This window comes from Stenotrophomonas sp. UBA7606 (genome assembly GCF_002477705.1).
Taxonomy (GTDB): domain Bacteria; phylum Pseudomonadota; class Gammaproteobacteria; order Xanthomonadales; family Xanthomonadaceae; genus Stenotrophomonas.
The window spans coordinates 14,981-40,870 of the sequence record NZ_DLJW01000133.1; the positions used below are offsets into that span (position 1 = coordinate 14,981).

Below are 25,890 nucleotides of genomic sequence, written 5' to 3' on the forward strand. Positions count from 1 at the left end.
GTTCAAGCCAACGCCAAAGCCCCGGTCAAGGACCGGGGCCTGAGGCTGTAGCGGTTGCAGGCGTGGCTCAGAACAACTCCACCGTGCCTGCACCCATGCTCTGCTGGGTCACCGGCTTGTGCGGCGGGCGCTCCCACTCACTGCGCATGTCACGCAGGCGGCTGCCAGTGCGCTGCAGGGCGGTGACCAGTTCGCCGTCGAATACGCCACCGTTGCGGTGCAGAAGCTCCTGCAGCGCGACCGCTTCGCGGTTGATGGCGGTCAGGCGATCAAGATGGGTATGCACGCCGCCCAAAGCCTGGGTGGCGATGTCTTCGAACTGCAGGGCGCGCACGGCCTCGGCCACGCTGCCGTCGATGGCGCGGCCACATTCGGAGATCTCACGCATGCCGTCGCCCAGCGAGGCGTTGATGGCAGCCACGTTGTCCAGCATCGCAGCCGCTTCCTGGCGCGCTTCGCGCGAACGGTCCATGTCGCGCGAGGCCATGTGCGAGACCGTCTCGCGGACCTTGGCGATGGCATCCTTGGAGCTGTGGGCCAGCTTGCGGATCTGTTCGTTGAAGGTGGTCGAGCGTTCGGACAGGTTGCGTACCTCGTCGGCCACCACTGCGAAACCGCGCCCGGCCTCACCGGCACGGGCAGCTTCGATGGCGGCATTGAGTGCCAGCAGGTTGGTCTGGTCCGCGATCGACTTGACGTCTTCCAGCAACGAGAAGATGCCATCCAGGTGCTGCGCCATCTGGTCGATGTGCTGCACGGTGTTGCTGCTCTGGCCGCTCACCTGCTCCAGCGCTTCCACCAGCTGTTCCATCTGGTGGCTGGCGTGCTGCGCAAAGCGCGCCACGTCCACGCCGCTGCCGCCGTCCTCGCTGGCGCGGTCCACCACACGGGCCAATGCCTGGCTCTGCTGGCGGGATTTGCGGCTCATCGCATCGAAGCTGCTGCCCAGGCCGGCGACGGCCTGGCGGATCAGTTCACGGGCGCGTTCGATCTCGCTGCGCGAGCCATCGATCTCGTTGCTGACGAAGCTGCGCAGCTCATTGAGCAGTTGGTCCTGCTCCTTCAGCACCTTGGCGTGCTCGGGCGAGCGCTGGGCCTGCGCGTGTGCGCTCCAGTAGGCGAACACCAGCCAGCTCAGCACCATGGTGGTCAGCAGTGCCCACACCGCGGCCGCCGGCCAGGACAGCGCGAAGGCCAGGGGAAGCAGCAGGGTCAAGGCAAGCGGGGCAGCCAGGCGGATTGCAATACGTGAATACATGGACGTTCTCGGGAGAGTCACGAATGCAGTATCGGCCGCAGTGGGTGGCTCTTTAGTCCCCGAGGACACATGCCCTGGATTTTGCCGGTAATGCCCGCGATCACCGGCACGCGGGCATGCCAGCGCCTGGCGCTCAGCGCAGACGGCGGTTGATCGCCTCGACCATGGCCTTGCGCGAGAACAGGAAGTCCCAGTAGCTGCCCCCCAGCTGCCGCCACAACACCGCCGAACGCACGGCCGCCAGCAGCAGGGCGCGGATCTCGGCAACCACCATGGCCTGGCCCAGGTAATGCGGATTGCCCTGCACCATGATGCGCGGTTTCAGCTGGCTGATGGTATCGGCGTACAGCGCGCCCATGGCGCTGAGGATGTCCGGATGGTTGCTCTCACCCAGCTCCTGTACGCGGTCGTTGGCGCGACGGATGCCGGTATAGACCTTGTTGACCGTGGCGTCCTCGCGCACGAAGCGGCGCTCCAGCTGCATCACCGACAGCGCCAGGCGCGGCAGCAACTCATCCTTGCCCTGGTTGCTGAAGTAGTCGCGCAGCAGGCGCAGGCCGGGCTCTAGGGCTGTGACACTGCCATAGACCGCCGCCGGGGACGGGGCGTCGATGCGCATCACGCTGTCCATCGCGGTGCGCACCACCGCTGCCTCGGAGTGGCCGGTTTCGGCGATGCGGCGCACCTGCTGCAGGGCTTGGGCAATGCCGGCCAGGGCCAGGACGCGGTCGTCGAAGGAAAAACTCATTGCTTACCTCTCAAGGAGAAACGGGTGCACCAAGGCGGCGTTCCAGGGGGGCATCGGTGGCGGTGATGACGGCGCCGCCCAGGCACTCCATGCCGTCATACAGCACCAGGGATTGTCCGGGGGTCACGGCACGCTGCGGGCGGGCGAAATGCACGTCCAGAGTGCCATCGTCGCGCACCTGCACCGTGCAGGGCTCGTCCGGCTGGCGGTAGCGGGTCTGTGCCGTGCATTCAAAACGGGCGGCAGGCGGCGCGCCGGCGATCCAGTGCATGGGCTCGCTGCGCAACCAGCTCGATTGCAGCCAGGGGCTGTCGTGGCCCTGGTCGACATACAGAATGTTGCGGGCCACGTCCTTGCCGACCACGAACCAGGGGGCGGCAGGGCGGCCACGGACACCGCCGATGTTCAGGCCTTCGCGCTGGCCCAATGTGAAATAGAACACGCCCGGATGGCGGGCGATGAGCTGGCCGTGCGGGTCGTGGATCTCGCCTTCGCGTGCTGGCAGGTACTGGCCAAGGAACTCGCGGAAATCGCGCTCACCGATGAAGCAGATGCCGGTGGAGTCCTTTTTGGCATGGGTCGGCAGGCCAGCATCGCGGGCGATGCGGCGCAGATCGCTCTTTTCCATGTGCCCGATAGGGAACAGGGTGGCGGCCAGCTGGGCCTGGCCCAGCTGGTGCAGGAAGTAGCTCTGGTCCTTGCCGCGATCGGCACCGCGCAGCAGGCGCCAGCGGCCGCCGCTGTGCGCCACCTGGGCGTAATGGCCGGTGGCGATACGCTCGGCGCCCAGTTCGCGGGCGGCGTCGAGGAAGTGCTTGAACTTGACCTCGCGGTTGCACAACACGTCCGGGTTGGGGGTGCGGCCAGCCGCGTATTCGGCCAGGAAGTGCTCAAACACGCCCTGCCAGTACTCGGCCGAGAAGTCGCGGAAGTGGAAGGGGATGCCCAGCCGCCCGCAGACCGCCACGGCATCGCGGCGGTCTTCTTCGGCGCGGCAATGGCCACTGCCGTCATCGGCCCAGTTCTGCATGAACAGGCCGGCCACATCCAGGCCCTGTTGCACCAGGGCCAGGGCTGCTACGGAAGAATCAACGCCGCCGGATACACCGACGACGACACCCGGGTTACTCACGGTATGTGCCTCAACATCGACAACGGAAAACGCTGCCCGGCCAGCCAGTCGGACACCGTGTGCCAGACCAGCGGACTGCGCAGCCGCGCCATGTCGGCCTGCAGGGCAGTGGGCGTGAGCCACAGCGCCTGCACGATGCCGGCATCCAGCGCCTGTTCGGGGTGGTGCTGCAGGGGTTCGGCTTCAAAGGCGAAGCGCAGGAACGGAGTGCCATCATCGGCAGTCCATTGGTAACTGCCGATGAAGCCGGTCAGGCGCACGTCCCAACCGGTTTCCTCGCGGGTTTCACGCACTGCTGCCTGCAGCAGCGTCTCGCCCGGATCCAGGTGGCCGGCCGGCTGGTTCAGCACCCGCCGGCCGCCCTTGTCTTCCTCCACCAGCAGCAGTTGACCTGCGCGGGATACCACGGTGGCCACGGTCACATGTGGCGCCCAGCGCTGGGACTGCAGGGCATTCACGCTCAGTAGTCGTCCTTGGAGGTCAGCTCCTGCTCGATGCCGTCGGCGCTCTTGGCGGCCGCATCGATGGCGTCGGACAGCACTTCGGCGCTGGCATTGGCGTCAACCTTGACCACGAACATGGCCATGTCACCCTGCTTCACCCAGCTGCCGAGCTTGGAGTCGTTGGAATCCTCCAGCAGGCGGTTGGCGACCGGGGCCGGGAAGGCCGGGGTGGCGGAGCGGTAGCCCGGCGACCAGATTTCACGGATACGGTGGCTGCCATAGGTTTCGACATTGGAGCGCACATACACCAGCTGGGTGCGGTCGTCGTCCATTTCGAACACCAGCTGATAGTCGCCGTCGCCGTCGATTTCGTACTTGTATTCCAGGCCGTCCAGCAGGCGGCCGATGGCACGGTCCGGTTCGCCGGCAATCGCGCTCCCCATGGCGCCTGCAAACAGGGCTGCCACGACGCCACCGGCAATAAGCTTCTTCATTTGGTCCCCAGGAGACAGTTGGATAGGTCCCTGAATTGTGCGGGGGCAAGGGGGGTGCCGTCCATTCGCACGCGGCCCCGGTGCGCCCGAGCCGCTATAATGGGCGGATGCCACAACAGCCCCAACACGAACAGGACCATGGCCTGCTGGTTGCCCCCGGCAAGCCCGAGATCGCGCCGCCGCCGCAGTACCAGGTGATGCTGCTCAACGATGACTACACGCCGATGGATTTCGTCATCACGGTGCTGCAGGACTTCTTCTCGATGGACCTGGACAAGGCCACCCAGGTGATGCTGCACGTCCACACCCGTGGCCGCGGCATCTGCGGCGTGTATACCCGCGAAGTGGCTGAAACCAAGGTGGCGCAGGTCAATGAGTTCTCGCGCATGAACCAGCACCCGCTGCTGTGCACGATGGAGCGCGCCTGACTGCCGTTCTTACGGCCTGTACCCCCGTCGGTGTGCCTGTACGCCCGGCGCCGGGAGGTCAATGCTGCCGCCGGCAGAACGCCGCGTTTCGCCCGGTGCATATCAGTTGGGGAGCAGGCCGTTGCTCCGCGTTGCGCGAAGGCACGACAAACTCCAGTCACTGTGCGGACTTGTGACCCATGCCCTGTACTGCCACGAAACTGAATGCAGGATTCACAGGGTGCAGAATTTGCCCATATTGCTGACGCAGCCTCTACATCCGCGTCGCTAGGGTGCTGGAAAAGGCGCAGCAAGGCCGCATATTGTCTCCAACCGGAATCGGAGTGCCCCCATGTTCAGTAAAGACCTCGAGCAGACCATTGGTCAGTGCTACAAGCGCGCCCGAGAGGCCCGTCATGAATACATGACGGTTGAACATCTGTTGTTGGCACTGCTGGAGAACGCCTCGGCCCAGGCGGTGCTCAAGGCCTGTGGTGCCGACTTGGAGCGCCTGCGTGGCGAGCTGGAGAAGGCCATCAATGCCTCTGTCTCGCTGCTGGCCGAAGACGATGGCCGCGATACCCAGCCCACCCTGGGCTTCCAGCGGGTGCTGCAGCGGGCCGTCTACCATGTGCAATCCTCGGGCAAGAAGGAGGTCACCGGTGCCAACGTGCTGGTGGCGATCTTCGGCGAGAAGGAATCGCACGCGGTCTATTACCTCAACCAGCAGGATGTGACCCGGCTGGACGTGGTCAATTACCTGTCCCATGGCGTGGCCAAGGGCGGTGACGACGCCGACATGTCGGCGCCGCTGGATGGCGAGGGGCGTGCGGAAGGGGGCGAGGGCGAGGCCAAGGGCGACTCCCTGGCCGAATTTGCCAGCAACCTCAACGAGGCCGCCAAGGCCGGCCGCATCGATCCGCTGGTGGGGCGTCGCGATGAGATCGAACGCACCATCCAGGTGCTGTGCCGCCGTCGCAAGAACAACCCGCTGTACGTGGGCGAGGCCGGCGTGGGCAAGACCGCCATCGCCGAAGGCCTGGCCAAGCGCATCGTCGACGGCGAAGTGCCCGAGGTGCTGGCCGATGCGGTGATCTATTCGCTGGACCTGGGTGCGCTGGTGGCCGGGACCAAGTATCGCGGCGACTTCGAGAAGCGCCTGAAGGGGGTGATCACCTCGCTGAAGAAGATCCCCAATGCGGTGCTCTTCATCGATGAGATCCACACCATCATTGGCGCCGGTTCGGCGTCGGGTGGCACCATGGACGCTTCCAACCTGATCAAGCCGGCGTTGGCCTCCGGTGAGTTGCGCTGCATCGGCTCGACCACGTTCCAGGAGTACCGCGGCATCTTCGAGAAGGACCGTGCGCTGGCCCGCCGCTTCCAGAAGATCGACATCGTCGAGCCGACCGTGGGCGAGGCCTATGAAATCCTCAAGGGCCTGCGCTCCAAGTACGAGGCGCACCACAGCGTGACCTATGCGGATGACGCGCTGCGCGCGGCGGTGGACCTGTCGGTCAAGCACATCGGCGACCGCCTGTTGCCGGACAAGGCGATCGACGTGATCGACGAGGCGGGTGCCCGCCAGCGCCTGCTGCCGGAAGGTGAGCGCAAGCAGCGCATCGATATCGAGGAGATCGAGGCGATCATCGCCAAGATGGCGCGTATCCCGGCCAAGCAGGTCACTGCCACCGACAAGGACGTGCTCAAGCACCTGGAGCGCAACCTGAAGATGGTGATCTTCGGCCAGGACCCGGCGATTGAATCGCTGGCCTCGGCCATCAAGCTGTCGCGCTCTGGCCTGGGCAACCCGGAAAAGCCGATCGGCAACTTCCTGTTTGCCGGCCCCACCGGCGTCGGCAAGACCGAGGTCACCCGCCAGCTTGCGCTGCAGCTGGGCATCGAGCTGGTCCGTTTCGACATGTCCGAGTACATGGAGCCGCATTCGATCAGCCGTCTGATCGGTGCCCCTCCGGGCTATGTCGGTTTCGACCAGGGTGGCCTGCTGACCGAAAAGATCGTCAAGACCCCGCATTGCGTGCTGCTGCTGGACGAGGTGGAGAAAGCGCATCCGGACATCTTCAACATCCTGTTGCAGGTCATGGACCGCGGCATCCTCACCGACACCAACGGGCGCGAGGCCAACTTCAAGAACGTGGTGCTGGTGATGACCACCAATGCCGGCGCCACCCATGCGGCGCGCCGTTCGATTGGTTTCACCAAGCAGGACCATGCCACCGATGCGATGGAAGTGATCCGCAAGAGCTTCACCCCGGAGTTCCGCAACCGCCTGGACGCGGTGGTGCAGTTCCAGCCGCTGGGCTTCGACCACATCCTGCGGGTGGTCGACAAGTTCCTGATCGAGCTGGAGATGCTGTTGCAGGACAAGCACGTCTCGCTGTCGGCCACCCCGGCTGCCCGCGACTGGCTGGCCCAGCACGGTTTCGATCCGGACATGGGTGCGCGCCCGATGAGCCGCGTGATCCAGGACAAGATCAAGCGCCCGCTGGCCGACGAACTGCTGTTTGGCAAGCTGTTGAATGGCGGCAAGGTCAGCATCGACGTCCGCGACGGCGAGCTGATCGTGGAGACCGAGGCCGAGCCGGAGCACCTGCTGCCGGCAACGGTGTAATTCGCCAAGCGCGGATTATTCCAAAGCAACGCAGAACCCCGCATCCAACGATGCGGGGTTTCTTTTATGTAGTGCCGAGCCATGCTCGGCCGGGCGTTGCCGGGAAAGCCCTTGCCGAGCATGGCTCGGCACTACAGGCAACCTCGGCCACGCGAAAAAGCCAGCGCGAAGGCTGGCTTTCGGCTAACGCACGATTTACCGCGTTACTTCATGCGGTAGGTGATACGGCCCTTGGTCAGGTCGTACGGCGTCATCTCGACCTTGACACGGTCGCCGGTCAGGATGCGGATGTAGTTCTTGCGCATGCGGCCGGAGATATGGGCAATGATTTCATGCCCATTTTCCAGGCGAACGCGGAAAGTGGTGTTCGGCAACGTCTCGCTGACGGTGCCTTCGAACTCGATGGAGTCGTCTTTCGACATGTAGTCCTGTGCGGTTCTGCGGACGGCCCTTGGGCCTAAGGGCGGGCATTTTACGCTGCCCAGCCGGATGTTGCAAAGTTTGCGTTAAGTCCTGCGTCAATCAGGCCAGCGCGGCGGCCGGCAACTCGCCAAATGCCCGGGTCCAGCTGCCAACCCGGCCGGGCTGCTCGACCAGGGAGCGCACCTGCTGCAGGAACGCCGCCCGTGGCAGGTGTTCGGCCCCCATGCGCAGGAGGTGTGGATTCTCCACCTGCGCGTCGATCAATGGCCAGCCCCAGTGCGCCAGCGTCCGTGCCAGGGCCGCCAGCGCCACCTTGGAGCCGCCACTGCGGCCACTGAACATGCTTTCGCCGAAAAACATCCGGCCAATGCTGACCCCATAGATGCCGCCGACCAGGGTCTGCTCGTCATAGACCTCGACCGAATGTGCGTAGCCCAGTTGATGCAACTGTACATAAGCACGGTGCATGTCTGCGGTGATCCAGGTGCCGTCCTGACCGGGGCGCGGTGCCTGTGCGCAAGCCTGCATCACCTCCGCAAACGCGGTGTCGGCACGGACACGCCAGCGGCTGCCGCGCAGGCCGCGGCGGAAACGCGTGGACAGGTGCACGCCGCCAGTGCGGAACACCATGCGTGGGTCCGGTGACCACCACAACAGGGGTTGCCCCTCCGAGAACCACGGGAACACCCCACCGGCATAGGCGTTGAGCAGGCGTACCGGTGCCAGGTCGCCACCGATGGCGAGCAGGCCATCGGGCTCGCGTGCCGACAGCTCGGCGGGCGGGAAGGGAGCGTCGCTGGCTTCATCCAGCAGAAAGGGGCCCAGCGTACTCATGTGTTGTCGTCGATGGTCCTGAAAGGGCTGTGCTGCTGCAGGGCCTGTGCGTAGCGGGCCACATCCTCGCGCTCGCGGCTGCACCAGTCCTGCAGCGCCGCACGGAAGCGCGGGTCGGCAATCCAATGATGGCTGTGCACGGGCCGCGGCAGGAAGCCACGGGCCAGCTTGTGTTCGCCCTGTGCGCCGGGTTCGAAATGTTGCAGGCCTTCGCGCAGGCAATAGTCGATGCCCTGGTAGTAACAGGTCTCGAAATGCAGGCCGGGCAGTGGTGCGCCGCCCCAGTAGCGGCCGTACAGTGTGCTGCCGCCACGCAGGCACAGCGCGCCGGCAATGGGTTGCTCATCCTGCATGGCCAGGAACAGCACCAGCTGGCGGGGCAGGGTGGCCGCCAGGTGGCGCAGGAAGCCCAGCGTCAACGCGGGCGCATTGCCATACTCGGCAAAGGTGCGCAGGTAAAAGCCGTGCATGGCGCGCAGCTCGTCGGCGCTGGCTTCGTCACCGTGACGCGTCACAAAAGTGATGCCGGCCTTGGCGACCTTGCTGCGCTCCTGGCGGATGTTCTTGCGTCGTTTGTGGTCCATCGCCGCAAGGAAGTCGTCGAAGCTGTTCCAGCCCGATTGCCGCTGCCACTGGAACTGCACGTCGTCGCGCCGCAGCCAGTGTGCATCGAACAAGGCCGTTTCGCCCGGCAGGTGGAAATTGATGTGCGCCGAAGACAGGTCGTGCTGCTGCACGTGGCGGGTGATTGCGGCCAGCAAGGCACTGCGCGCTGCATCATCATCACCGGCAAGCAGGCGCGGGCCGGTGACCGGCGAGTAGGGCACACCGCCCAGCCATTTGGGGAAATAGTCCAGGCCATGGCGCGCATAGGCGTTGGCCCAGGCATGGTCAAACACGAATTCGCCGTGCGAGTTCTGCTTCAGATAGCCCGGCGCAGCGGCTACCAGCTGCTCATCGCGCCACAGGCTCAGGTGCTGTGGCTGCCAACCCCAGTCCGGCCGCAGGCAGCCGTGCTGCTCCAGGCCGGCAAGGAAGGCATGGCTGATGAAGGGATTACTGCCGTCGTGCAGGGCATCCCATTGCGCGGCGGGCACAGCCCCCAGATCGCCGAGTACGCGCAGTTCGAAGGCATCGGTCATGGGCGCAGCTGCAGCACGTCGATGGTGGGTGGGTTGAACAATCGCAACGGCAGGCCGATCTCGCCGATGCCACGGGTAGTGAACACCCGCACCGTGCCATGCGGGCCGGGCATGCGCTGCTCGCCACGATCAAAGCCGTAGCTGCTGGGGATGACCTTGCGGTAAAGCCAGGGGATGCGGATCTGTCCGCCATGGGTATGCCCGGCAAGCACCAGCGTGGCGTCGCCCGGCCGCAGCTGCATGGCACTGTCGGGGTTGTGTGCAATCAGCACGGTTGGGCCCGGCAGCACGTCAGGCTGGCGCAGGAAGCCGGCATCATCGTGTCCCGCCCACATATCCCCCAGCCCCGCCCAGCGGACGCCGCGTGCATCGGTAAGCAGGCGGCCTTCGATGATCTGCATGCCGTGGGCATTCAGCGCCTGCCGCAATGGTTTGTCCAGGTCCCGGCCAGGCGGTTGCTGGTCATGGTTGCCCAGCACCACGTAGGCGGGGGCCTTCAATTGCGCCAGGGGCGCGAACAGATCCTGCAGATCGTCCGGGCGTGGCTCATAGGTCAGATCGCCGGCGATCACCACCGCATCGACGTCCAGCACATTGATGCGCTCGACCACACGCTGCAGATAGCCGCGGCCTTTGTAGATGCCCAGGTGCACATCGCTGATCAGAGCTACGCGCGTGTCGACGCCGGTGCCTGCCAGCGTCGTGCGATCAACCAGGATCAGCTGCGGCTCGATGAAACGCGCCCAGACAAACACGCCACAGCCCAGCAGCAGGACCGCCAGCACAGGGCGCTGGCGACCCTGGTGCCAACGCCACAGCAACCAGACGATGGCCGGAAACACCAACCAGCTGCCGTGGAACAGCAGCTGTTTGAGCATCACCTTGTCCATGCCGGGCTGCCAGGGCGCGCCGGATCAGGCGTTTTCGGCGTCCAGGAAGCGCTCGGCATCAAGCGCGGCCATGCAGCCGAAGCCCGCCGAGGTGATGGCCTGGCGGTAGTGCTGGTCGGCGACGTCGCCGGCGGCGAACACGCCTTCCACCGAGGTCATGGTGGCGTTGCCACCCAGGCCCGAGCGGATTTCCAGGTAGCCGTTGTTCATGGCCAGCTGCCCGGCGAACAGCTCGGTGTTGGGCTGGTGGCCGATGGCGACGAAGAAGCCGTGGGCCTCGATGTCGCGGGTGCTGCCGTCCAGGGTGGACTTGACGCGCACGCCGGTCACGCCCATTTCGTTGCCCAGCACTTCGTCCACCTGGTGGTGCCAGACGGTCTCGATCTTGCCGGCCGCAACCTTGGCGAACAGCTTGTCCTGCATGATTTTTTCCGCCTTCAAGGTGTCACGGCGGTGCACCAGGTAGACCTTGCGCGCAATGTTGGACAGGTACAGCGCCTCTTCCACCGCGGTGTTGCCGCCGCCAACCACCACCACGTCCTGGTCCTTGTAGAAGAAGCCATCGCAGGTGGCACAGGCCGACACGCCGCGGCCCTTGAAGGCTTCCTCGGACGGAATGCCCAGGTACTTGGCGGTGGCACCGGTGGCGATGATCAGCGCATCGGCGGTGTACTGGGCACTGTCACCGGTCAGGGTGAAGGGGCGCTTGGACAGGTCGGCGGTGTGGATGTGGTCGAACACCACTTCGGTGTCGAAGCGCTCGGCATGCGCCTGCATGCGCGCCATCAGGTCCGGACCCATCAGGCCGTGGGCGTCGCCGGGCCAGTTGTCGACTTCGGTGGTGGTCATCAGCTGGCCGCCCTGTTGCAGGCCGGTGACCACCAGCGGCTTCAGGTTTGCGCGCGCAGCGTAGACGGCAGAGGTCCAGCCAGCGGGGCCGGAGCCGAGGATCAACAGACGGGTGTGCTTGGTCGGGAGGCTGGAAGTGCTCATGTATACTCGCGAAAGTCAGGATTGGCGGCCCGTTCGCGGCATCACGCAGACGTCCGGGCAAGCCAATAGAGTGGCGGTCGGGGCAGGGTGAATCAAGGCACGTGAATGGAACTGCGCGGCCCGTTGGTTAGAGTCCTCAACTTCAGGCAGCACCAGCTTGCTGGGAATCGGCGGATTTTTGACGTTTTCTGTCTGCCGGCCTTACCGGCGCATGTCGCCGTGGGTGAAACCTGACGATCTGTCGTTTAATATCAATCACTAACCGTGCATTTCTAAGGTCTGGTCAAAGGTGGCGAAACAGGTCCCGGAACGTGGCAAGAACCCCAGCGCTGGCAATGCCGCGCGCAAGCCGCCTGCCGCAGCGGACAACCCCCGTCGCCAGAAGCTCTGGCGTGACCTGGCGCTGATCGCGATCGCGCCGGCATTGCTGTACCTGCTGGCCAGCCTGTTCACCTACTCGCCGACGGACCCGGGCTGGTCGCAGTCCGGGTCGGTGGTGGCGCCGGTCCACAACATGGGCGGCCGCGTGGGCGCCTGGATTGCCGACGTGATGCGCCAGTTGTTCGGCTACGTGGCTTACCTGATCCCGCTGATGCTGGCGGCGGTGGCGTGGATCGCCATGTTCGGCCTGAAGAAGAACGAAGAGCGCGGCCAGGATGACCTGGGCCCGGCGTTGCGCCTGGTGGGCATTGTCGGCTTCCTGATCGGTGCCACCGGCTTTCTCTACCTGCGCCTGCCGCCCGGCGACGTGGCGCGGGGCGGCGGCGGCCTGGGCGTGCTGGTGGGCAAGTCGCTGCAGAGCGGCTTTGGCCCGGTGGGCAGCAACCTGTTCCTGCTGGTCCTGCTGCTGACCTCGATCACCCTGGCAACCGGCCTGTCCTGGTTCGTGGTGATGGAGAAGATTGGCCGTTGGGTGCTGGCACTGGGGCCGATGCTCAACAAGAAGAAAGAGCAGGCCAACGAATGGCAGCAGACCCGCGCCCTGCGTGAGGAGCGCGAGGAAGTGCGCAAGGTCGACGCCGAGGTGCGGGCCAAGCGCGAGCCGGTGAAGATCGAGCCGCGGCCGGCACCGATCATCGAGAAGAGCGACCGTGCCAAGCGCGAGACGCAGATCCCGATGTTCCAGGGCGTCAACGGCGATGGCTCGGACATCCCGCCGCTGGCCCTGCTGGACGACCCCAAGCCGCAGGCCAAGGGCTACGACGAACAGACGCTGGAAACCCTGTCGCGGCAGATCGAGTTCAAGCTCAAGGATTTCCGCATCGACGCACAGGTGGTGGGCGCCTATCCGGGTCCGGTGATCACCCGTTTCGAGATCGAGCCGGCGCCGGGTATCAAGGTCAGCCAGATCAGCTCGCTGGACAAGGACATCGCCCGCGGCCTGTCGGTCAAATCGGTGCGTGTGGTTGACGTGATTCCGGGCAAGTCGGTGATCGGCCTGGAGATCCCCAACGTCACCCGCGAGATGATCTTCCTGTCCGAGCTGCTGCGCTCCAAGGAATACGACAAGTCGGCCAGTGTATTGACCCTGGCGCTGGGCAAGGACATCGCCGGCCGCCCAACCGTGGCCGATCTGGCGCGCATGCCGCACCTGCTGGTGGCCGGTACCACCGGTTCGGGCAAGTCGGTGGCGGTCAACGCGATGGTGCTGAGCCTGCTGTACAAGGCCAGCCCGAAAGACCTGCGCATGCTGATGATCGACCCCAAGATGCTGGAGCTCAGCGTCTACCAGGGCATCCCGCACCTGCTGGCGCCGGTGGTCACCGACATGAAGGAGGCCGGCAACGGCCTGCGTTGGTGCGTGGCCGAGATGGAGCGCCGCTACAAGCTGATGAGCGCGGTGGGCGTGCGCAACCTGGCCGGCTTCAACAAGAAGGTGAAGGACGCCATCGATGCCGGCCAGCCGCTGATGGACCCGTTGTTCAAGCCGAACCCCGAGATGGGCGAGGCACCGCGTCCGCTGGAACCGCTGCCGTTCATCGTCATCTTCATCGACGAATTCGCCGACATGATGATGATTGTCGGCAAGAAGGTGGAAGAACTGATCGCCCGCCTGGCACAGAAGGCACGTGCGGCCGGCATCCACCTGATCCTTGCCACGCAGCGCCCGTCGGTGGACGTGATCACCGGCCTGATCAAGGCGAATATCCCGACCCGTATCGCCTTCCAGGTCAGCTCCAAGATCGACTCGCGCACCATCCTCGACCAGTCCGGCGCCGAAGCGCTGCTGGGCAACGGCGACATGCTGTACCTGCCGCCGGGCACGGCCATGCCGGACCGCGTGCACGGCGCCTTCGTCTCCGACGAGGAAGTGCACCGCGTGGTCGAGCACCTCAAGGCCAGCGGCCCCACCGATTACATCGAGGGCGTGCTGGACGAAGTGCAGACCATGGGCGATGGCGTGGTGGTGGGGGCCAACGGCCTGCCGGAAGCCAGCGGCGGTGGCGGGGATGAATCCGACCCGCTGTACGACGAGGCGCTGCGTATCGTCACCGAAACCCGCCGCGCTTCGATTTCCGGCGTGCAGCGGCGCCTGAAGATCGGCTACAACCGCGCCGCGCGCCTGATCGAAGCGATGGAAGCGGCCGGCGTGGTGACCGCGCCCGAGCACAACGGCGACCGCACCGTGCTGGCACCCCCGCCGCCCAAGCAATGAACGGAAGGGCGGCATTCAGCGACTGATTGCCGCCCATTCAGTTTGAAAGGGGCAGACTCTGCCTCACCAACGACACCACTATCCCAAGCCGCCATGACTGCATTCCTGCGCCACTCCGTTCTTGCTGTTGCCCTGGCTTGTGCCGGCCTTGCGGCGGATGCCCACGCCGGTGCCCGCGACGACCTGAAATCCTTCACCAACGGCCTGCGCGGCCTGGACGGGCAGTTCTCGCAGCAGGTGGTGGACAGCCGCGGCCGCGTCAAGGAGTCCTCCAGCGGCCGCGTGGCGCTGTCGGCGCCGCGTCTGTTCCGCTGGGAATACACGCGTCCGCACCCGCAGCTGATCGTTGCCGACGGCAGCAAGGTATGGGTGTACGAGCCGGACCTGGAACAGGCCCGTGTGACCCCGCAGGGCAGCGAGGAGCAGAACAACCCGCTGACCGCGTTGATCAACCCCGCGCTGCTGGAACAGCAGTACGACATCAGCGAGGAGGCCGCGCCGCGTGACGGCATGCAGTGGCTGTCGCTGACCCCCAAGCGCGACACCGAAGCCAGCTTCGACTACGCCGCGCTGGGCTTCTCCAACGGCGGCCTGTCGCGGATGGAGCTGGTGGACGCGGTCGGCCAGCGCACCATCATCAGCTTCAGCGGCTGGCGCAAGAACCCCAGTTTCGCCAACGGCACCTTCCGCTTCGTGCCGGGCAAGGACGTCGACGTCGTGGGCGAGCGCTGAACCCCGGCGCACGCCGCGCAGGGCAGGGCTGGCCACGCTGTTAGAATGCAGCCGTGGCCAGATCCCGAAATATCTTTCTTGATGATGCACCCGCCGACCTGCTGAGCGCGGACCGCGACAGCATGCGCCCGCTCGCCGAACGTATGCGCCCGCGCACGCTGGACGAGATGGTCGGGCAGAAGCGGTTGCTAGCCCCCAACACCGCATTGCGGCGTGCGGTTGAATCCGGGCGTGTGCATTCGATGATCCTGTGGGGCCCGCCGGGCTGTGGCAAGACCACGCTGGCCCTGTTGCTGGCACAGTATGCCGATGCAGAATTCCGCGCGATCTCGGCCGTGCTGTCCGGCCTGCCCGACGTGCGCCAGGTGCTGGCCGAGGCCGCCCAGCGCTTTGCCGAGGGGCGACGCACGGTGCTGTTCGTCGACGAGGTGCACCGTTTCAACAAGGCCCAGCAGGATGCCTTCCTGCCGCATATCGAACGCGGCACGATCATCTTTGTTGGCGCTACCACCGAGAACCCATCCTTCGAGTTGAACTCGGCGCTGCTGTCACGCTGCCGCGTGCATGTGCTGGAGTCGGTATCGCCGGAGGACGTGGTTGAAGCATTGCGGCGTGCCTTGGACGACACCGAGCGCGGGCTGGGCGAGCAGGACATAAAGGTCTCGGCCGAGTCGCTGCTGGAGATCGCCCGCGCCGCCGACGGCGACGTCCGCCGCGCCTTGACCCTGCTGGAAATCGCCGCCGAGCTGGCTGCGGGCGAAGGCGGCGAAATCACCCCGGAAACCCTGCTGCAGGTACTGGCCGACCGCACCCGCCGCTTCGACAAGAACGGCGAGCAGTTCTACGACCAGATCTCGGCACTGCACAAATCGGTGCGCAGCTCCAACCCGGACGGCGCCATCTACTGGCTGGCGCGCATGCTCGACGGCGGCTGTGATCCGTCCTATCTGCTGCGCCGGCTGACCATCATGGCGGTGGAAGACGTGGGCCTGGCCGACCCGCGGGCGCTGGAAATGGCGATCAATGTCTGGAACGCCTATGACCGCATCGGCGCGCCAGAGGGCGACATCGCCCTGTCCAACCTGGTCGTCTATCTGGCCAGTACCGCCAAATCCAACGCGGCCTATATGTCGCTGCATGCAGCCCGCGCCGACATCGCCAAGTACGGCACCCAGCCGGTGCCGATGCACCTGCGCAACGCGCCCACGCGTTTGATGAAGACCCTGGGTTACGGCCAGGGCTACCAGTACGACCACGATGTCGAAGGCGGTATCGCGCTGGACCAGACCGCGTTCCCGGACGACATGGGCGAGCAGGTCTATTACCAGCCGGTCGAGCGTGGGCTGGAGATCAAGCTCAAGGAAAAGCTCGATCGCCTGCGCATTGCCCGCGAACAGGCCCGCGCGCAACGCAAATGATCACCGTCGCCAACCCTGCGCCAGGAGTCTGAACCCATGTGGCAAACCTTTCTGTCCATCGGCGCAGGCGCGGCACTGGGAGCGTGGCTGCGCTATGGGCTGAGCCTGTGGCTGAACCCGCTGCACAACACCGTGCCCTTGGGCACGCTGACCGCCAATCTGCTCGGTGGCTACGTGATCGGCCTGGCCCTGGCGTTCTTCGCCACCCGGCCGGAGCTTTCGCCGCAATGGCGACTGTTTGTGGTCACCGGCCTGCTCGGCGGCTTGACCACATTCTCGACCTTCTCGGCCGAGGTGGTTTACCTGCTGCAGCGCCAGCAACTGGGCTGGGGCCTGCTCACCATCGGCCTGCACCTGGGCGGTTCGCTGTCGATGACGGCACTCGGCTGGTGGACCTGGCGCAGCCTGCGTTTGCTGACTTGAACGCGCTTTCAAAGCATGGGGCGATGCCGCATCATGCGCGCACCACGATTTGAGTACGCCGGACACATGCAGCAACTGCGGGCACAAGGATGAACAGGCCAGCGTCGGACGGCGCAGCCCATTTCCAGCCAGAAACAAGCACTGCCAAGGCCATACTCGGCGCCGATGTAGGTGGCACCTATGCCCGTCTGGGCTGGGCCTTGCTGCAGCCCGGTGGCGACCTGCAGGTGCAGGGGTTCCGCAAATACGCCTGTGCCGAGCATCCCAGCCTCGCCGCCATTCTGCGTGACTACGCCGATTGGCTGGCCAGCAACACCGGTGCACCGGCCATCAGCCATGCGGTGGTGGCCATTGCCGGTGTGCTTGACGGCGACACGCTGCTCAATACCAATCTGGCCTGGCCGGTATCACTGGCGGCTACCCGCGCCGAATCCGGCATTGCCTCGCTGGAGCTGATCAATGATTTCGTGGCGGTGGCGCAGGCCATGCCGCACGCCGATGCCGAGGCCCTGCATCTGATCTGCGGCGAACCGGCCCACGGCCAGCGCGGCCCAGCCTTGGTGCTGGGCCCCGGCACCGGCCTGGGCGTTGCGCTGTACCTGCCGGGCGGCAATCCGCCGGTACTGGCCAGCGAGGCTGGACACGCTGCATTGGCGGCCACCACCCCGTTGGAGCAGGACGTGCTGCGCCTGCTGGCGCGCCGCTATCCGCACGTGGACAACGAACGCGTGCTGTCCGGGCCGGGCCTGATGAATCTTTACAGCTGCCTGTGCGAACTGCAGGGCAGCGAGCCCCATTGGCAAACCCCTGCAGCCCTGGTCGAAGCGGCAAACGCACAGCGCGACGCCATCGCGGTGCAGAGCGTAGAGGTGTTCTGCGCCTGGCTGGGCAGCTTGGCGGGCGACCTGGCACTGACCTTTGGTGCGCGCTCGGTCTATCTCACCGGCGGCATCACCGGCCACCTGGCCGGGCCATTGCACGCAGGCAGCTTCCAACAACGGTTCCTGGCCAAGGGCGCGTTGAGCGCGGCCTTGCGGCAGGTGCCGGTGTGGCGCGTGGAGCACGGTGAACTGGGCGTGCTGGGCGCGCTGGCCTGGCACCTCGATAATCTGCCCACCCCCTGATTCTGATCGCGGAGAAACCCCTGACATGAGCACCCGCAGACAATTCCTGCAGTCATCGGCAATGTTGGGGGTGCTCGGCAGTGCGGCCCCGTCGCTGCTGGCCTCGCCGGCCAGCGCCAGCGGCGCGCGCGTGGTCTCCACCTGGGATTTTGGCGTAGGCGCCAACCAGGCCGCCTGGAAGGTGCTGGCTGCCGGTGGTTCGGCGTTGGATGCGGTGGAGGCCGGCGCACGCTGGGCCGAGAGCGAGCTGTGCAATCCCACCGTCGGCCATTGCGGCAACCCTGACCGCGACGGCGTGCTCAGCCTGGATGCCAGCATCATGGCCGGTGACGGCCGCTGCGGCTCGGTGGCGGCCATCGTCGACATCCTGCACCCGATCTCGGTGGCCCGTGCGGTGATGGAAAAAACCCCGCATGTGATGCTGGTAGGGGAGGGCGCCCAGCAATTTGCCGTGCAGCAGGGGCATGAACGCCGCAACCTGTTGACGCCGGAAGCAGAGCAAGCCTGGCGCGAGTGGTTGAAGACCGAGCACTACGCGCCGCAGATCAATGCCGAGCGCCGCGGCATTCCCGGCGACAAGGACAACCATGACACGCTGGGCGTGATTGCCATCGACGCCAAGGGCGAGATGGCTGGTGCCTGCACCACCAGTGGCATGGCCTTCAAGATGCATGGGCGGGTCGGCGACAGCCCGATCATCGGCGCCGGCCTGTACGTGGACAACGAAGTCGGTGCGGCCACCGCCTCGGGCATGGGCGAAGAGATGATCCGCAATGCGGCGTCCTTCCTGGTGGTGGAGTTAATGCGGCAGGGACGCTCGCCAGCCGAAGCCTGCCGTGAGGCCATCAGCCGCGTGGTACGCAAGCGCCCGGAGGCCAGCCGCACGTTGCAGGTCTGCTTCCTGGCGATGAACCGCGCCGGCGAAGTGGGCGCGTATGCGCTGCACCGCGGCTTTGTCTACGCTGTCTGCGACACGGACAGGCAGGATGCATTGCTGGATTCGGCCTCGGTGTATACGAGCGAGCAGAAGTGAGCACGCGTTACCTGCTGGAGATCGCCAGCAATTCGGCCATGTCCGCGGTTGCCGCACAGCAGGGCGGTGCCGACCGCATCGAGCTGTTCGAGAACCTTGAGCAGGGCGGTACCACGCCGTCGGCCGGCACCATCGCGGTCGCCCGCGATGCGCTGCGCATTCCGCTGTATGTGTTGATCCGGCCACGGCCGGGCGATTTCCATTACGGGCCGATGGAAGCCGACATCATGCTGCGTGACATCGCGCAATGCCGGCAACTGGGCTGCGACGGGGTGGTGATTGGTGCCCTGACCCAGGACGGTGAGATCGATGTGGCCCTGTGCCGCGAACTGGTTGCGGCGGCCGGGCCATTGGGCATCACTTTCCATCGCGCCTTCGATGCCACCCGTGACCTGGCATCGGCGCTGGAGCAGGTGATCGGCCTGGGCTGCGAGCGGGTACTCAGTTCCGGTGGCCATGCCGATGCCCATGCCGGCAGAGAGGTGCTGGCCGCGCTGGTGCAGCAGGGCAAGGACCGCATCGCGGTGATGGCCGGTGCCGGCTTGAACGCGCACAACATTCACCAGGTTGCGCTTGCCAGTGGTTGCCGCGAACTGCACGCATCGGCAAAGCAGGTGCAGCACTCACGCATGCGGCACCACAATCCGGCTCTGCTTGGGCTGGAAAGCGATTGGCTGCAATCTGACGCTGGTCAGGTAGCCGCGTTGCGCGCTGCATTGGTAGCTTCCTGACTGCGAAATCGGCGCAGACCTCAGGCGCCCCAGGGCATTGGTGATCACAGCGTTGCCGGCACCGATTCGCACTTCAAGGAACAGTGTGCTGCGCTCGTGAGCGTGAGAGCACCATCCCTGCCCTGGATGGCGATGGTAGAGATCTGGCTGGCAATGCTCTCGACTATGGCGATGCCATTGCCACAACACGCCGTAAGCATCCGCATTGAGCGAGTACACCCTCCGCTCGCCAGACCTTGAAAGTACCGACAACAAGTGTGTCCACGCGTCAGTTCGGGCGCGAAACTGCACGAAAAAAGCGCTGATGCCTGCGCCCTGGTTGCACAGATTGATGAGCGCTGCCACCACTGCCTGACTTCTTTGGGACTTGTCTGATGTACCTGAATTCTAGGGGTACGGACAATGCCGCCTCCCAAAGCTGAGTCCAGGAGTACAACGAAATGAAGCGTGAATTGAGCAGCGTGCTGGTATCTCTGGTTGCCGTGCTGGCAGCCTCTGCGGCAGCCAATGCAACCAACACCATCACGTTCAACGGCGAAGTGACCGACCAGACCTGTTCTGCCGTCGTCAACGGCGGCGCCGACCCGACCGTGATCCTGAAAAGCGTGCCGCTCTCCGACCTGGACGGTGCCGTTGGCAACACCGCAGGCGAGGGCACCTTCACCCTGACCCTGACCGGCTGCGCCGCGTCGGGCACCGATGAGGCGTTCACCACGTTGTTCCAAGCGACCAACCCCACCGCCACCGGCAATCTGACCAATACCGCCAGTGCCGGTGCCGAAGGCGTGGCCCTGCAGTTGCTGGACGCACCTGGCGGTACGCCGGTGAACCTGGCCGGCGGTGCAGCAGTGGCGGCGGGTGAGATCGTGCTCACGGCGGGCGAAACCACCGCCACCCACGACTACGCCGTGCGCTATATCGCCGAGAGCGCGACCGTCACCCCCGGCCCGGTACTGGGCTCGGTGACGTACACCGTCCGCTACGAGTAATCGAACGCCCGGGGCGGCCGCACCGGCCGTCCCCACACTTGCAGGCAACGCCCCCAGCCATTGGAGAACCGCCCATGTCCGGGCTTCGATCCCACTGCAATGTGTACTGCGCCGCCATGGCGGGTGTGCTTGCATTGTTCAATATCGCGGAAGCTGCGGCGAGTGTTGTCGTTTCAGGTACCCGTGTCATCTACCCCGGCAATGCGCAGCACGTCACCGTGCAGCTTACCAACCAGGATGCGTTTCCCAATGCCGTACAGGCCTGGGTGGACGTCGCAGACCCCGAATCGACCCCGGCCGATGCCGATGCTCCCTTTGTCGTCACGCCTGCCGTGTCGCGCGTGGCTCCCGGCGCCGGCCAACAGATCCGGGTGATGTTCGCCGGCAAGGACCTGCCGCAGGACCGCGAATCGCTGTTCCATCTCAACGTCCTGCAGATTCCGCCGATGAACACCGCACATGCCGATCAGAACAAGGTGATGGTGTTGATGCGCAACCGCCTGAAGATGTTCTACCGGCCAACAGGTATTGCCGGCACACCTGCGCGGATATCCGAGCAGTTGCGCTTCAGCGTCCAGCAACACAGCAACGGCTGGCATGTGCAGGTTGACAACCCCAGCGGTTACCACGCTTCATTCGCGGGCGCCACGCTGCACGTAGCCGGTTCGCAGTGGAAGCTGAGTCCGGCAATGGTGCCCCCGATGGGCTCGGCGCAATGGCTGCCGCAGGCGCCCTCCGCATTGCCCGCGGGTACTGCGGAGGTAAGCGCACACCTGATCAACGACTATGGCGCCAGGATTGCCATCCGTCATGCTGCGGCCCGCTAGGGGTACGCGCGCCGCCCACGGTGCGATAGCGCTTGGCGGCGCGTTGCTGGCGGTTGGCAACGTGGCCAGCGCGGACGATTCGCTGTACGAATTCGATGACCGTTTGCTGATGGGCTCGACGCTGTCCACCGGCAACCTGCAGCGTTTCAATCGCGGCGACCAGGCCGATCCCGGGGTGTACCTGGTGGATGTCTACGTCAACGATTCCTATGTGGATCGCGCCCAGCTGCAGTTCCGCGCCGTAGGTGACAGCACACAGCCGTGCCTGGACGAAACCTTCCTGCGAGAGAAGCTGGGCACACGGCCGCCCGAAAGCATGGGTGCTGAAGCCGCCGTGGCCCAGACCAGCGCAGCCCATTGCGTGGATCTGGCCCAGCGCCTGCCGGGCAGCGCCGCTAGGCTGGACGTCGGCCGTCTGCGCCTGGATCTTTCGGTGCCGCAGGCGCTGTTGATCCGCACACCCCGCGACCATGTCAGCCGCGATATGTGGGACGCGGGCAGGACCATGGCGTTCGCCAACTATGACCTCAACGCCAGTCGCACATCCGCAAACGGCATGGCATCCAGCTATGCTGCCATGGCGGTGAATGCGGGCGCCAATATGGGTATGTGGCGGCTGCGCCATCAGTCGAACCTCAGCTACGCAAGCCGCCCGGGCTGGCAACGCAGTGACTGGAACAGCATCCGCACCTATGCACAGCGCTCCTTGCCCGGTATTGCCAGCGACATGACCATCGGTAGCAGCTACACCGACGGCAATCTATTCGGAAACCTCAGCTACCGCGGCATTCGCATCGCCACCGACGAACGGATGGTTCCGGATTCGCAGCGCCGTTATGCGCCGGTTGTACGCGGCAGTGCGCACAGCAGATCGCGGGTTGTGATTCGCCAGAATGGGCGCAAGCTCCGCGAGGAGGTGATATCACCGGGCCCGTTCCTGATCGATGACATCAGTGGCGCCGCCTATGGGGGTGACCTGGATGTGGAAGTGGTCGCCGACGATGGCAGTACCAGCCGTTTCAGCGTGCCGTTTTCCGCGGTGCCGGAATCCATACGCCCCGGCTACTCCAAGTACAGCGCCACGCTGGGGCAGGCAGGCAGCAACGGCCAGAAGCGGTTGCCGTTTGCCGAATTCACCTACCAGCGTGGCCTCAGCAACCGGCTGACACTCAATGCTGGCGCCCGCCTGGCCGAGGATTATGTAGCCGTGCTGGCAGGCGGCGTCGTGGCTACGCAGTACGGTGCGTTCGGTGGAACCTCGGTGTTCTCGCGCCTGCAGGAACACGGTGCCGGCACGACAACCGGTTACCGCCTTGAACTGAACTACAGCAAGACGTTCCAGGCCACCGACACCACCGTGACACTGGCCGGCTACCGCTATTCGTCCCGCGGCTTTCGTGATTTTTCCGATGCCCTTGGACGGCCGTGGGAACAGGAAACGCTGGACGATGCGTTCAAGCCACTGGTCCGCCAACGCAACCAGCGCAATCAGTTCAACGTTGTCATGAACCAGCGACTGGGCAGGTCCGGTGCGTTGTACCTGACCGGTTCGGCAGCGGACTACTTCCATGGCGCCAAGCGCGATGTGCAGTTCCAGTTCGGCTATTCCAATTCATGGCGGAAGTTGAGCTATAGCGTGTCCCTGTCGCAGCAGCGCAACTGCGCGATGCAGTATTGGAATACGGACATGGCATCCGAATGCGTGCAGGGCCGTTCGCTGGGCCTTACCCTGTCGATGCCGCTGGGTACGGCGCCAACGGCGCCTGTGCTCAGCACAATGGCAACACGGGACCGGGGAGTTGGCGCCTCCAGCTTCCAGTCCGTGCTCAGCGGCACGCTGGGGGAACGACGCAGCACCCAGTACGAGGGTCGGCAGGGATTCGTGTAAAAACGGGCCGAAAGTGAGCTAACTGCCTGTCGCAGCTGGCTTTATTGGCCGCTCCAGAAAATCGAGGGTTGGGCAGCACTCTCCCGCCGGCACTTGGGCGCACCGCGCTATTTTCTGTTCGAGATCCCTCTCCAGCTGTCGCAGCTGGCGGATTCGTAGACGGACATCGACGAGCTTTCGCTCGGTCAGCTGACGGGTCTGCTCGCAAGAACCTTCGCCTGTGATCTCTAGCAGGCCAGCGATCTCGTCGAGGCTGAATCCCATCATCTGAGCGCGCCGGATGAACTGAAGCCGATTGACATCGTTTTCGTCGTAACGACGCACGCCTCCTATGGGTCGCTCGGGTTGACGCAGCAGCCTACGCCGCTGGTAGTAGCGCACGGTTTCGACGTGCACATCGGCCGCCGCCGCCAGCCGGCTGATCGTAAACGTGTTCGGACGCACGGCTTGACTCCGTACCTAGGTACAGAGGCTAGTATGCTCTGATGCAAACAACCCCGGCCAAATCGTCTGTTCCAGCCATCGTTGGCGCGAGCATCGCCGCCATTGGCGCATCGGTCTGCTGCGTCGTGCCGCTGGTGCTGGTCCTGCTGGGCATCAGTGGCGCCTGGATCGGCACCCTGACAGCTCTCGATCCCTTGAGGCCCTGGTTCAGCGCCGCCGCCGTACTGTCCTTGGCCGTGGCGTTTTGGATGCTGTATCGACCGGCGGCACGGTGCGGTGTGGATGGCAGTTGCATCGCCCCGGACGCTCTGCGACGCAGGCGACGTTGGCTCTGGTTGGCGACAGCCCTCATCGTCCTGTTGCTGCTGTTTCCCTATTACATCGTCTGGATTCTGTAGGAGGCGCGATGCACAAGTGGATACTGGCCCTGGTGGCTGCTCTGTCGGTCGGTGCCGCTCTTGCGACGCCCGCAACCGTAGTGATGCTCGATGCTGAGAACATGACCTGTCCCGCCTGCGGCATCACCATCAGGAAGGCGCTGGAGAAGGTGCCGGGCGTGGCCGATGTGAAGGTGGACACCCGGGCTGAAACAGTCACGGTGACGTTCGAATCGAGCCAGACGGATGCAGCCGGAATCGCGCGTGCAGTCACGGAAGCAGGCTTCCCGGCCAAGGTGCGGACTGGCGGTGAGTGACGTCAAGCTGGAAAGCATCTTGACCTGCCCGGAGTGCGGCCATCGGGCGACCGAGACAATGCCCATCACAGCGTGTCAATTCTTCTATGAGTGCACGGGCTGTGGAGCGGTTTTGCGTCCGCATCAAGGCGACTGCTGTGTGTTCTGCTCGTTCGGAACAGTGCCATGTCCACCGATCCAACAGAACAATCCCTGTTGTGGTTGAACCGCGGACTCCGATAATAGTTGGACAGACAGGCTGCGAGATCGACTGTGCCACCCTGGAAAGCGCGCCGCTCAACCAGCGGTGTGCATGCGAAGTGGTCGACATCCTCCGTCTGCACGAGTCGATCCGGGGTGCCTTTCCGGAGTTCACGACTGATCCCGCCGTACACGCGCACTTATTTTCACCCTATGCCTTGTTCGTTGATCGGCCCGCGTTGGAGGCCATGGGACGAGTCGCGGCGGCGGTCTTCGACGTCGCAGGAAACCCGGGATATAGCCAACGGGTCCTGCAATGGGCCCCTGACATTGCAACCCATGATCCGGGTTCGGCGGGGGGCGTCCTGGGTCTGGACTTTCACCTGACGGTCGATGGCCCGCGGCTGATCGAGGTCAACACCAATCCAGGCGGTCTGCTCCTCAATGCCTTGTTGCTCGATGCCGTGCGGTCTTGCGCGCCGCCAGCATGGGCCACCTGGACCAACGCGGCCCAAGCGCGTGATGCGGCCGTCACGGCCTGGATGGAGGATGCTCGGCAGCAATCCGGGCGCACGCCGTCGCGCCTGGCCATCGTGGACAGCACTCCGCGAGCGCAGTTCCTTTACCCCGAGTTTGTGCTGTACGCGAACGCGTTTCGGGACCATGGCGTGGACTGCGTGATCAGCGCTCCCGAGGATTTGTCGTTTGGTTCGGACGGGCTTGAGGATGCCCACGGTCGAATCGACACTGTCTACAACCGGTTGACCGATTTCGCGCTCGAGGATGCCTCGCATGCAGACATTCGTGAGGCTTACCTGGCAGGGGACGTCGCGCTGATGCCGCATCCCCGAGCACACGCGCTGTTTGCCGACAAGCGCAACCTTGCGGTGCTCGGGGACCCGGCTCTGCTCGGCGGGTTCGGGGTCGATGCGGGTTCGACGGCACTGCTGGGCCAGGTGATCCCGCCCACGGTCGAACTCGTGCCCGCGAACCGGGATGCGTTGTGGGCAGTGCGCAACGGATATTTCTTCAAGCCTGCAGCAGGGTTTGGCAGCCGTGGGAGTTATCGGGGCGACAAGTTGACCCGGCGGACTTGGGCGTCTATGGCGTCGGCGACCTACATCGCACAGGCCTTCGCGCCACCGAGCATGCGGATCGTGCATGGGGGCCAGTCCCTCAAGGCGGATGTGCGCTGCTTCGCGTCCGAGGCGGGTGTCCTGTTGTTCGCGGCCAGGCTGTACCAGGGCCAGACCACGAACATGCGCACCCCCGGTGGTGGATTCGCAGCGGTGCTCACGTCGTCACGGATCGAGGAGTGATTCCCCACCGGAGCCGACCCTTGGGGCGTGTCGTGG

General features: G+C 65.1%; 27 protein-coding genes. 16 read left to right on the forward strand and 11 right to left on the reverse strand.

Annotated elements, in window-relative coordinates; genetic code table 11:
- Nucleotides 1-67: 67 nt before the first annotated feature.
- The 5 genes from B2527_RS18665 to B2527_RS18685 form a co-directional block, all read right to left on the reverse strand.
- A complete protein-coding gene (locus tag B2527_RS18665) occupies nucleotides 68-1,258 on the reverse strand; it encodes a methyl-accepting chemotaxis protein (RefSeq protein ID WP_293717066.1) in 1,191 nt (396 codons plus the stop codon).
- A 133-nt stretch (nucleotides 1,259-1,391) separates the two neighbouring features.
- A complete protein-coding gene (hflD, locus tag B2527_RS18670) occupies nucleotides 1,392-2,006 on the reverse strand; it encodes a high frequency lysogenization protein HflD (protein WP_293717067.1) in 615 nt (204 codons plus the stop codon).
- A 10-nt stretch (nucleotides 2,007-2,016) separates the two neighbouring features.
- Complete coding sequence (gene mnmA / locus B2527_RS18675; RefSeq protein ID WP_293717069.1) at nucleotides 2,017-3,138, reverse strand: tRNA 2-thiouridine(34) synthase MnmA; 1,122 nt, start codon at nucleotides 3,136-3,138, stop codon at nucleotides 2,017-2,019.
- Nucleotides 3,135-3,596 carry an NUDIX hydrolase gene (locus B2527_RS18680; RefSeq protein ID WP_293717070.1) on the reverse strand — a complete coding sequence of 154 codons (462 nt, stop codon included), beginning with the start codon at nucleotides 3,594-3,596 and terminating at the stop codon, nucleotides 3,135-3,137. Before B2527_RS18680 ends, mnmA begins: the two co-directional genes overlap by 4 nt.
- Before the next feature lie 2 nt (nucleotides 3,597-3,598).
- Nucleotides 3,599-4,024, reverse strand: a complete 426-nt coding sequence (locus B2527_RS18685) for a hypothetical protein (protein ID WP_414717146.1) — start codon at nucleotides 4,022-4,024, stop codon at nucleotides 3,599-3,601.
- 158 nt (nucleotides 4,025-4,182) lie between these two features.
- Here B2527_RS18685 and clpS point away from each other — a divergent pair, with 158 nt between their 5' ends.
- Together clpS and clpA are read left to right on the forward strand one after the other, a co-directional pair.
- Nucleotides 4,183-4,503: an ATP-dependent Clp protease adapter ClpS gene (gene clpS, locus B2527_RS18690; RefSeq protein ID WP_293717074.1), complete on the forward strand. Its 321-nt coding sequence runs from the start codon at nucleotides 4,183-4,185 to the stop codon at nucleotides 4,501-4,503.
- 331 nt (nucleotides 4,504-4,834) lie between these two features.
- Nucleotides 4,835-7,114, forward strand: coding sequence for an ATP-dependent Clp protease ATP-binding subunit ClpA (gene clpA, locus B2527_RS18695; RefSeq protein ID WP_293717076.1), 2,280 nt, complete (start codon nucleotides 4,835-4,837; stop codon nucleotides 7,112-7,114).
- 203 nt (nucleotides 7,115-7,317) lie between these two features.
- Here clpA and infA read toward each other — a convergent pair whose 3' ends face one another.
- The 5 genes from infA to trxB form a co-directional block, all read right to left on the reverse strand.
- Nucleotides 7,318-7,536 (reverse strand): translation initiation factor IF-1, encoded by a 219-nt coding sequence (gene infA, locus B2527_RS18700; RefSeq protein ID WP_005409596.1) that lies wholly within the window; start codon nucleotides 7,534-7,536, stop codon nucleotides 7,318-7,320.
- Nucleotides 7,537-7,636: 100 nt separating this feature from the next.
- Nucleotides 7,637-8,371, reverse strand: a complete 735-nt coding sequence (gene aat, locus B2527_RS18705) for a leucyl/phenylalanyl-tRNA--protein transferase (protein WP_293717237.1) — start codon at nucleotides 8,369-8,371, stop codon at nucleotides 7,637-7,639.
- Nucleotides 8,368-9,513, reverse strand: a complete 1,146-nt coding sequence (locus B2527_RS18710) for a GNAT family N-acetyltransferase (RefSeq protein WP_293717238.1) — start codon at nucleotides 9,511-9,513, stop codon at nucleotides 8,368-8,370. The genes aat and B2527_RS18710 overlap by 4 nt, the downstream gene beginning before the upstream one ends.
- Complete coding sequence (locus B2527_RS18715; protein WP_293717239.1) at nucleotides 9,510-10,403, reverse strand: metallophosphoesterase; 894 nt, start codon at nucleotides 10,401-10,403, stop codon at nucleotides 9,510-9,512. Before B2527_RS18715 ends, B2527_RS18710 begins: the two co-directional genes overlap by 4 nt.
- Before the next feature lie 24 nt (nucleotides 10,404-10,427).
- Entirely contained in the window at nucleotides 10,428-11,396 is a 969-nt protein-coding gene (gene trxB / locus B2527_RS18720; protein WP_293717240.1) for a thioredoxin-disulfide reductase, read from the reverse strand.
- A 289-nt stretch (nucleotides 11,397-11,685) separates the two neighbouring features.
- Here trxB and B2527_RS18725 point away from each other — a divergent pair, with 289 nt between their 5' ends.
- From B2527_RS18725 to B2527_RS18770, 10 genes are all read left to right on the forward strand, one after another.
- A complete protein-coding gene (locus tag B2527_RS18725; RefSeq protein ID WP_293717241.1) occupies nucleotides 11,686-14,052 on the forward strand; it encodes a DNA translocase FtsK in 2,367 nt (788 codons plus the stop codon).
- A gap of 93 nt (nucleotides 14,053-14,145) precedes the next feature.
- On the forward strand, nucleotides 14,146-14,784 hold the full coding sequence (lolA, locus tag B2527_RS18730) for an outer membrane lipoprotein chaperone LolA (protein ID WP_293717242.1): 639 nt from the start codon (nucleotides 14,146-14,148) through the stop codon (nucleotides 14,782-14,784).
- A gap of 122 nt (nucleotides 14,785-14,906) precedes the next feature.
- A complete protein-coding gene (locus B2527_RS18735) occupies nucleotides 14,907-16,202 on the forward strand; it encodes a replication-associated recombination protein A (RefSeq protein WP_293717307.1) in 1,296 nt (431 codons plus the stop codon).
- A gap of 36 nt (nucleotides 16,203-16,238) precedes the next feature.
- Nucleotides 16,239-16,625, forward strand: a complete 387-nt coding sequence (gene crcB / locus B2527_RS18740; RefSeq protein WP_293717243.1) for a fluoride efflux transporter CrcB — start codon at nucleotides 16,239-16,241, stop codon at nucleotides 16,623-16,625.
- Nucleotides 16,626-16,714: 89 nt separating this feature from the next.
- The gene (locus tag B2527_RS18745; RefSeq protein WP_293717244.1) at nucleotides 16,715-17,749 is read left to right on the forward strand and encodes a glucokinase; all 1,035 of its coding nucleotides are present in this window, start codon (nucleotides 16,715-16,717) and stop codon (nucleotides 17,747-17,749) included.
- Between the two features lie 25 nt (nucleotides 17,750-17,774).
- Complete coding sequence (locus B2527_RS18750) at nucleotides 17,775-18,782, forward strand: N(4)-(beta-N-acetylglucosaminyl)-L-asparaginase (protein WP_293717245.1); 1,008 nt, start codon at nucleotides 17,775-17,777, stop codon at nucleotides 18,780-18,782.
- The gene (locus B2527_RS18755; RefSeq protein ID WP_293717246.1) at nucleotides 18,779-19,513 is read left to right on the forward strand and encodes a copper homeostasis protein CutC; all 735 of its coding nucleotides are present in this window, start codon (nucleotides 18,779-18,781) and stop codon (nucleotides 19,511-19,513) included. Before B2527_RS18750 ends, B2527_RS18755 begins: the two co-directional genes overlap by 4 nt.
- Nucleotides 19,514-19,953: 440 nt before the next feature.
- Entirely contained in the window at nucleotides 19,954-20,502 is a 549-nt protein-coding gene (locus B2527_RS18760; protein ID WP_293717247.1) for a fimbrial protein, read from the forward strand.
- Between the two features lie 74 nt (nucleotides 20,503-20,576).
- Nucleotides 20,577-21,329 (forward strand): fimbrial biogenesis chaperone, encoded by a 753-nt coding sequence (locus B2527_RS18765; protein WP_293717248.1) that lies wholly within the window; start codon nucleotides 20,577-20,579, stop codon nucleotides 21,327-21,329.
- Nucleotides 21,313-23,217 carry a fimbria/pilus outer membrane usher protein gene (locus B2527_RS18770; RefSeq protein WP_293717249.1) on the forward strand — a complete coding sequence of 635 codons (1,905 nt, stop codon included), beginning with the start codon at nucleotides 21,313-21,315 and terminating at the stop codon, nucleotides 23,215-23,217. Before B2527_RS18765 ends, B2527_RS18770 begins: the two co-directional genes overlap by 17 nt.
- 18 nt (nucleotides 23,218-23,235) lie before the next feature.
- On the opposite strand, the gene B2527_RS18775 is transcribed toward B2527_RS18770, so the two are convergent.
- Nucleotides 23,236-23,661 (reverse strand): MerR family transcriptional regulator, encoded by a 426-nt coding sequence (locus B2527_RS18775; protein ID WP_293717250.1) that lies wholly within the window; start codon nucleotides 23,659-23,661, stop codon nucleotides 23,236-23,238.
- A 41-nt stretch (nucleotides 23,662-23,702) separates the two neighbouring features.
- Here B2527_RS18775 and B2527_RS18780 point away from each other — a divergent pair, with 41 nt between their 5' ends.
- The 4 genes from B2527_RS18780 to B2527_RS18795 all read left to right on the forward strand — a co-directional run bounded on the left by B2527_RS18780 (nucleotide 23,703) and on the right by B2527_RS18795 (nucleotide 25,854).
- On the forward strand, nucleotides 23,703-24,059 hold the full coding sequence (locus B2527_RS18780) for a mercuric transporter MerT family protein (RefSeq protein ID WP_017355168.1): 357 nt from the start codon (nucleotides 23,703-23,705) through the stop codon (nucleotides 24,057-24,059).
- A gap of 8 nt (nucleotides 24,060-24,067) precedes the next feature.
- Nucleotides 24,068-24,355 carry a heavy-metal-associated domain-containing protein gene (locus B2527_RS18785; RefSeq protein ID WP_017355169.1) on the forward strand — a complete coding sequence of 96 codons (288 nt, stop codon included), beginning with the start codon at nucleotides 24,068-24,070 and terminating at the stop codon, nucleotides 24,353-24,355.
- Nucleotides 24,348-24,560, forward strand: a complete 213-nt coding sequence (locus tag B2527_RS18790; RefSeq protein ID WP_080354540.1) for a GDCCVxC domain-containing (seleno)protein — start codon at nucleotides 24,348-24,350, stop codon at nucleotides 24,558-24,560. The genes B2527_RS18785 and B2527_RS18790 overlap by 8 nt, the downstream gene beginning before the upstream one ends.
- 94 nt (nucleotides 24,561-24,654) lie before the next feature.
- Complete coding sequence (locus B2527_RS18795; RefSeq protein WP_017355170.1) at nucleotides 24,655-25,854, forward strand: hypothetical protein; 1,200 nt, start codon at nucleotides 24,655-24,657, stop codon at nucleotides 25,852-25,854.
- The last annotated feature ends 36 nt before the right edge of the window (nucleotides 25,855-25,890 follow it).

What these genes read in the sequence shown, in the direction of transcription:
- B2527_RS18665 (WP_293717066.1), bottom strand. Translation starts at nt 1,258, where the DNA reads ATGTATTCACGTATTGCAATCCGCCTGGCTGCCCCGCTTGCCTTGACC.
- hflD (WP_293717067.1), bottom strand. Translation starts at nt 2,006, where the DNA reads ATGAGTTTTTCCTTCGACGACCGCGTCCTGGCCCTGGCCGGCATTGCC.
- B2527_RS18685 (WP_414717146.1), bottom strand. Translation starts at nt 4,024, where the DNA reads ATGGGGAGCGCGATTGCCGGCGAACCGGACCGTGCCATCGGCCGCCTG.
- clpS (WP_293717074.1), top strand. Translation starts at nt 4,183, where the DNA reads ATGCCACAACAGCCCCAACACGAACAGGACCATGGCCTGCTGGTTGCC.
- clpA (WP_293717076.1), top strand. Translation starts at nt 4,835, where the DNA reads ATGTTCAGTAAAGACCTCGAGCAGACCATTGGTCAGTGCTACAAGCGC.
- infA (WP_005409596.1), bottom strand. Translation starts at nt 7,536, where the DNA reads ATGTCGAAAGACGACTCCATCGAGTTCGAAGGCACCGTCAGCGAGACG.
- aat (WP_293717237.1), bottom strand. Translation starts at nt 8,371, where the DNA reads ATGAGTACGCTGGGCCCCTTTCTGCTGGATGAAGCCAGCGACGCTCCC.
- B2527_RS18710 (WP_293717238.1), bottom strand. Translation starts at nt 9,513, where the DNA reads ATGACCGATGCCTTCGAACTGCGCGTACTCGGCGATCTGGGGGCTGTG.
- B2527_RS18715 (WP_293717239.1), bottom strand. Translation starts at nt 10,403, where the DNA reads ATGGACAAGGTGATGCTCAAACAGCTGCTGTTCCACGGCAGCTGGTTG.
- trxB (WP_293717240.1), bottom strand. Translation starts at nt 11,396, where the DNA reads ATGAGCACTTCCAGCCTCCCGACCAAGCACACCCGTCTGTTGATCCTC.
- lolA (WP_293717242.1), top strand. Translation starts at nt 14,146, where the DNA reads ATGACTGCATTCCTGCGCCACTCCGTTCTTGCTGTTGCCCTGGCTTGT.
- B2527_RS18735 (WP_293717307.1), top strand. Translation starts at nt 14,907, where the DNA reads ATGCGCCCGCTCGCCGAACGTATGCGCCCGCGCACGCTGGACGAGATG.
- crcB (WP_293717243.1), top strand. Translation starts at nt 16,239, where the DNA reads ATGTGGCAAACCTTTCTGTCCATCGGCGCAGGCGCGGCACTGGGAGCG.
- B2527_RS18745 (WP_293717244.1), top strand. Translation starts at nt 16,715, where the DNA reads ATGAACAGGCCAGCGTCGGACGGCGCAGCCCATTTCCAGCCAGAAACA.
- B2527_RS18750 (WP_293717245.1), top strand. Translation starts at nt 17,775, where the DNA reads ATGAGCACCCGCAGACAATTCCTGCAGTCATCGGCAATGTTGGGGGTG.
- B2527_RS18760 (WP_293717247.1), top strand. Translation starts at nt 19,954, where the DNA reads ATGAAGCGTGAATTGAGCAGCGTGCTGGTATCTCTGGTTGCCGTGCTG.
- B2527_RS18765 (WP_293717248.1), top strand. Translation starts at nt 20,577, where the DNA reads ATGTCCGGGCTTCGATCCCACTGCAATGTGTACTGCGCCGCCATGGCG.
- B2527_RS18770 (WP_293717249.1), top strand. Translation starts at nt 21,313, where the DNA reads ATGCTGCGGCCCGCTAGGGGTACGCGCGCCGCCCACGGTGCGATAGCG.
- B2527_RS18780 (WP_017355168.1), top strand. Translation starts at nt 23,703, where the DNA reads ATGCAAACAACCCCGGCCAAATCGTCTGTTCCAGCCATCGTTGGCGCG.
- B2527_RS18785 (WP_017355169.1), top strand. Translation starts at nt 24,068, where the DNA reads ATGCACAAGTGGATACTGGCCCTGGTGGCTGCTCTGTCGGTCGGTGCC.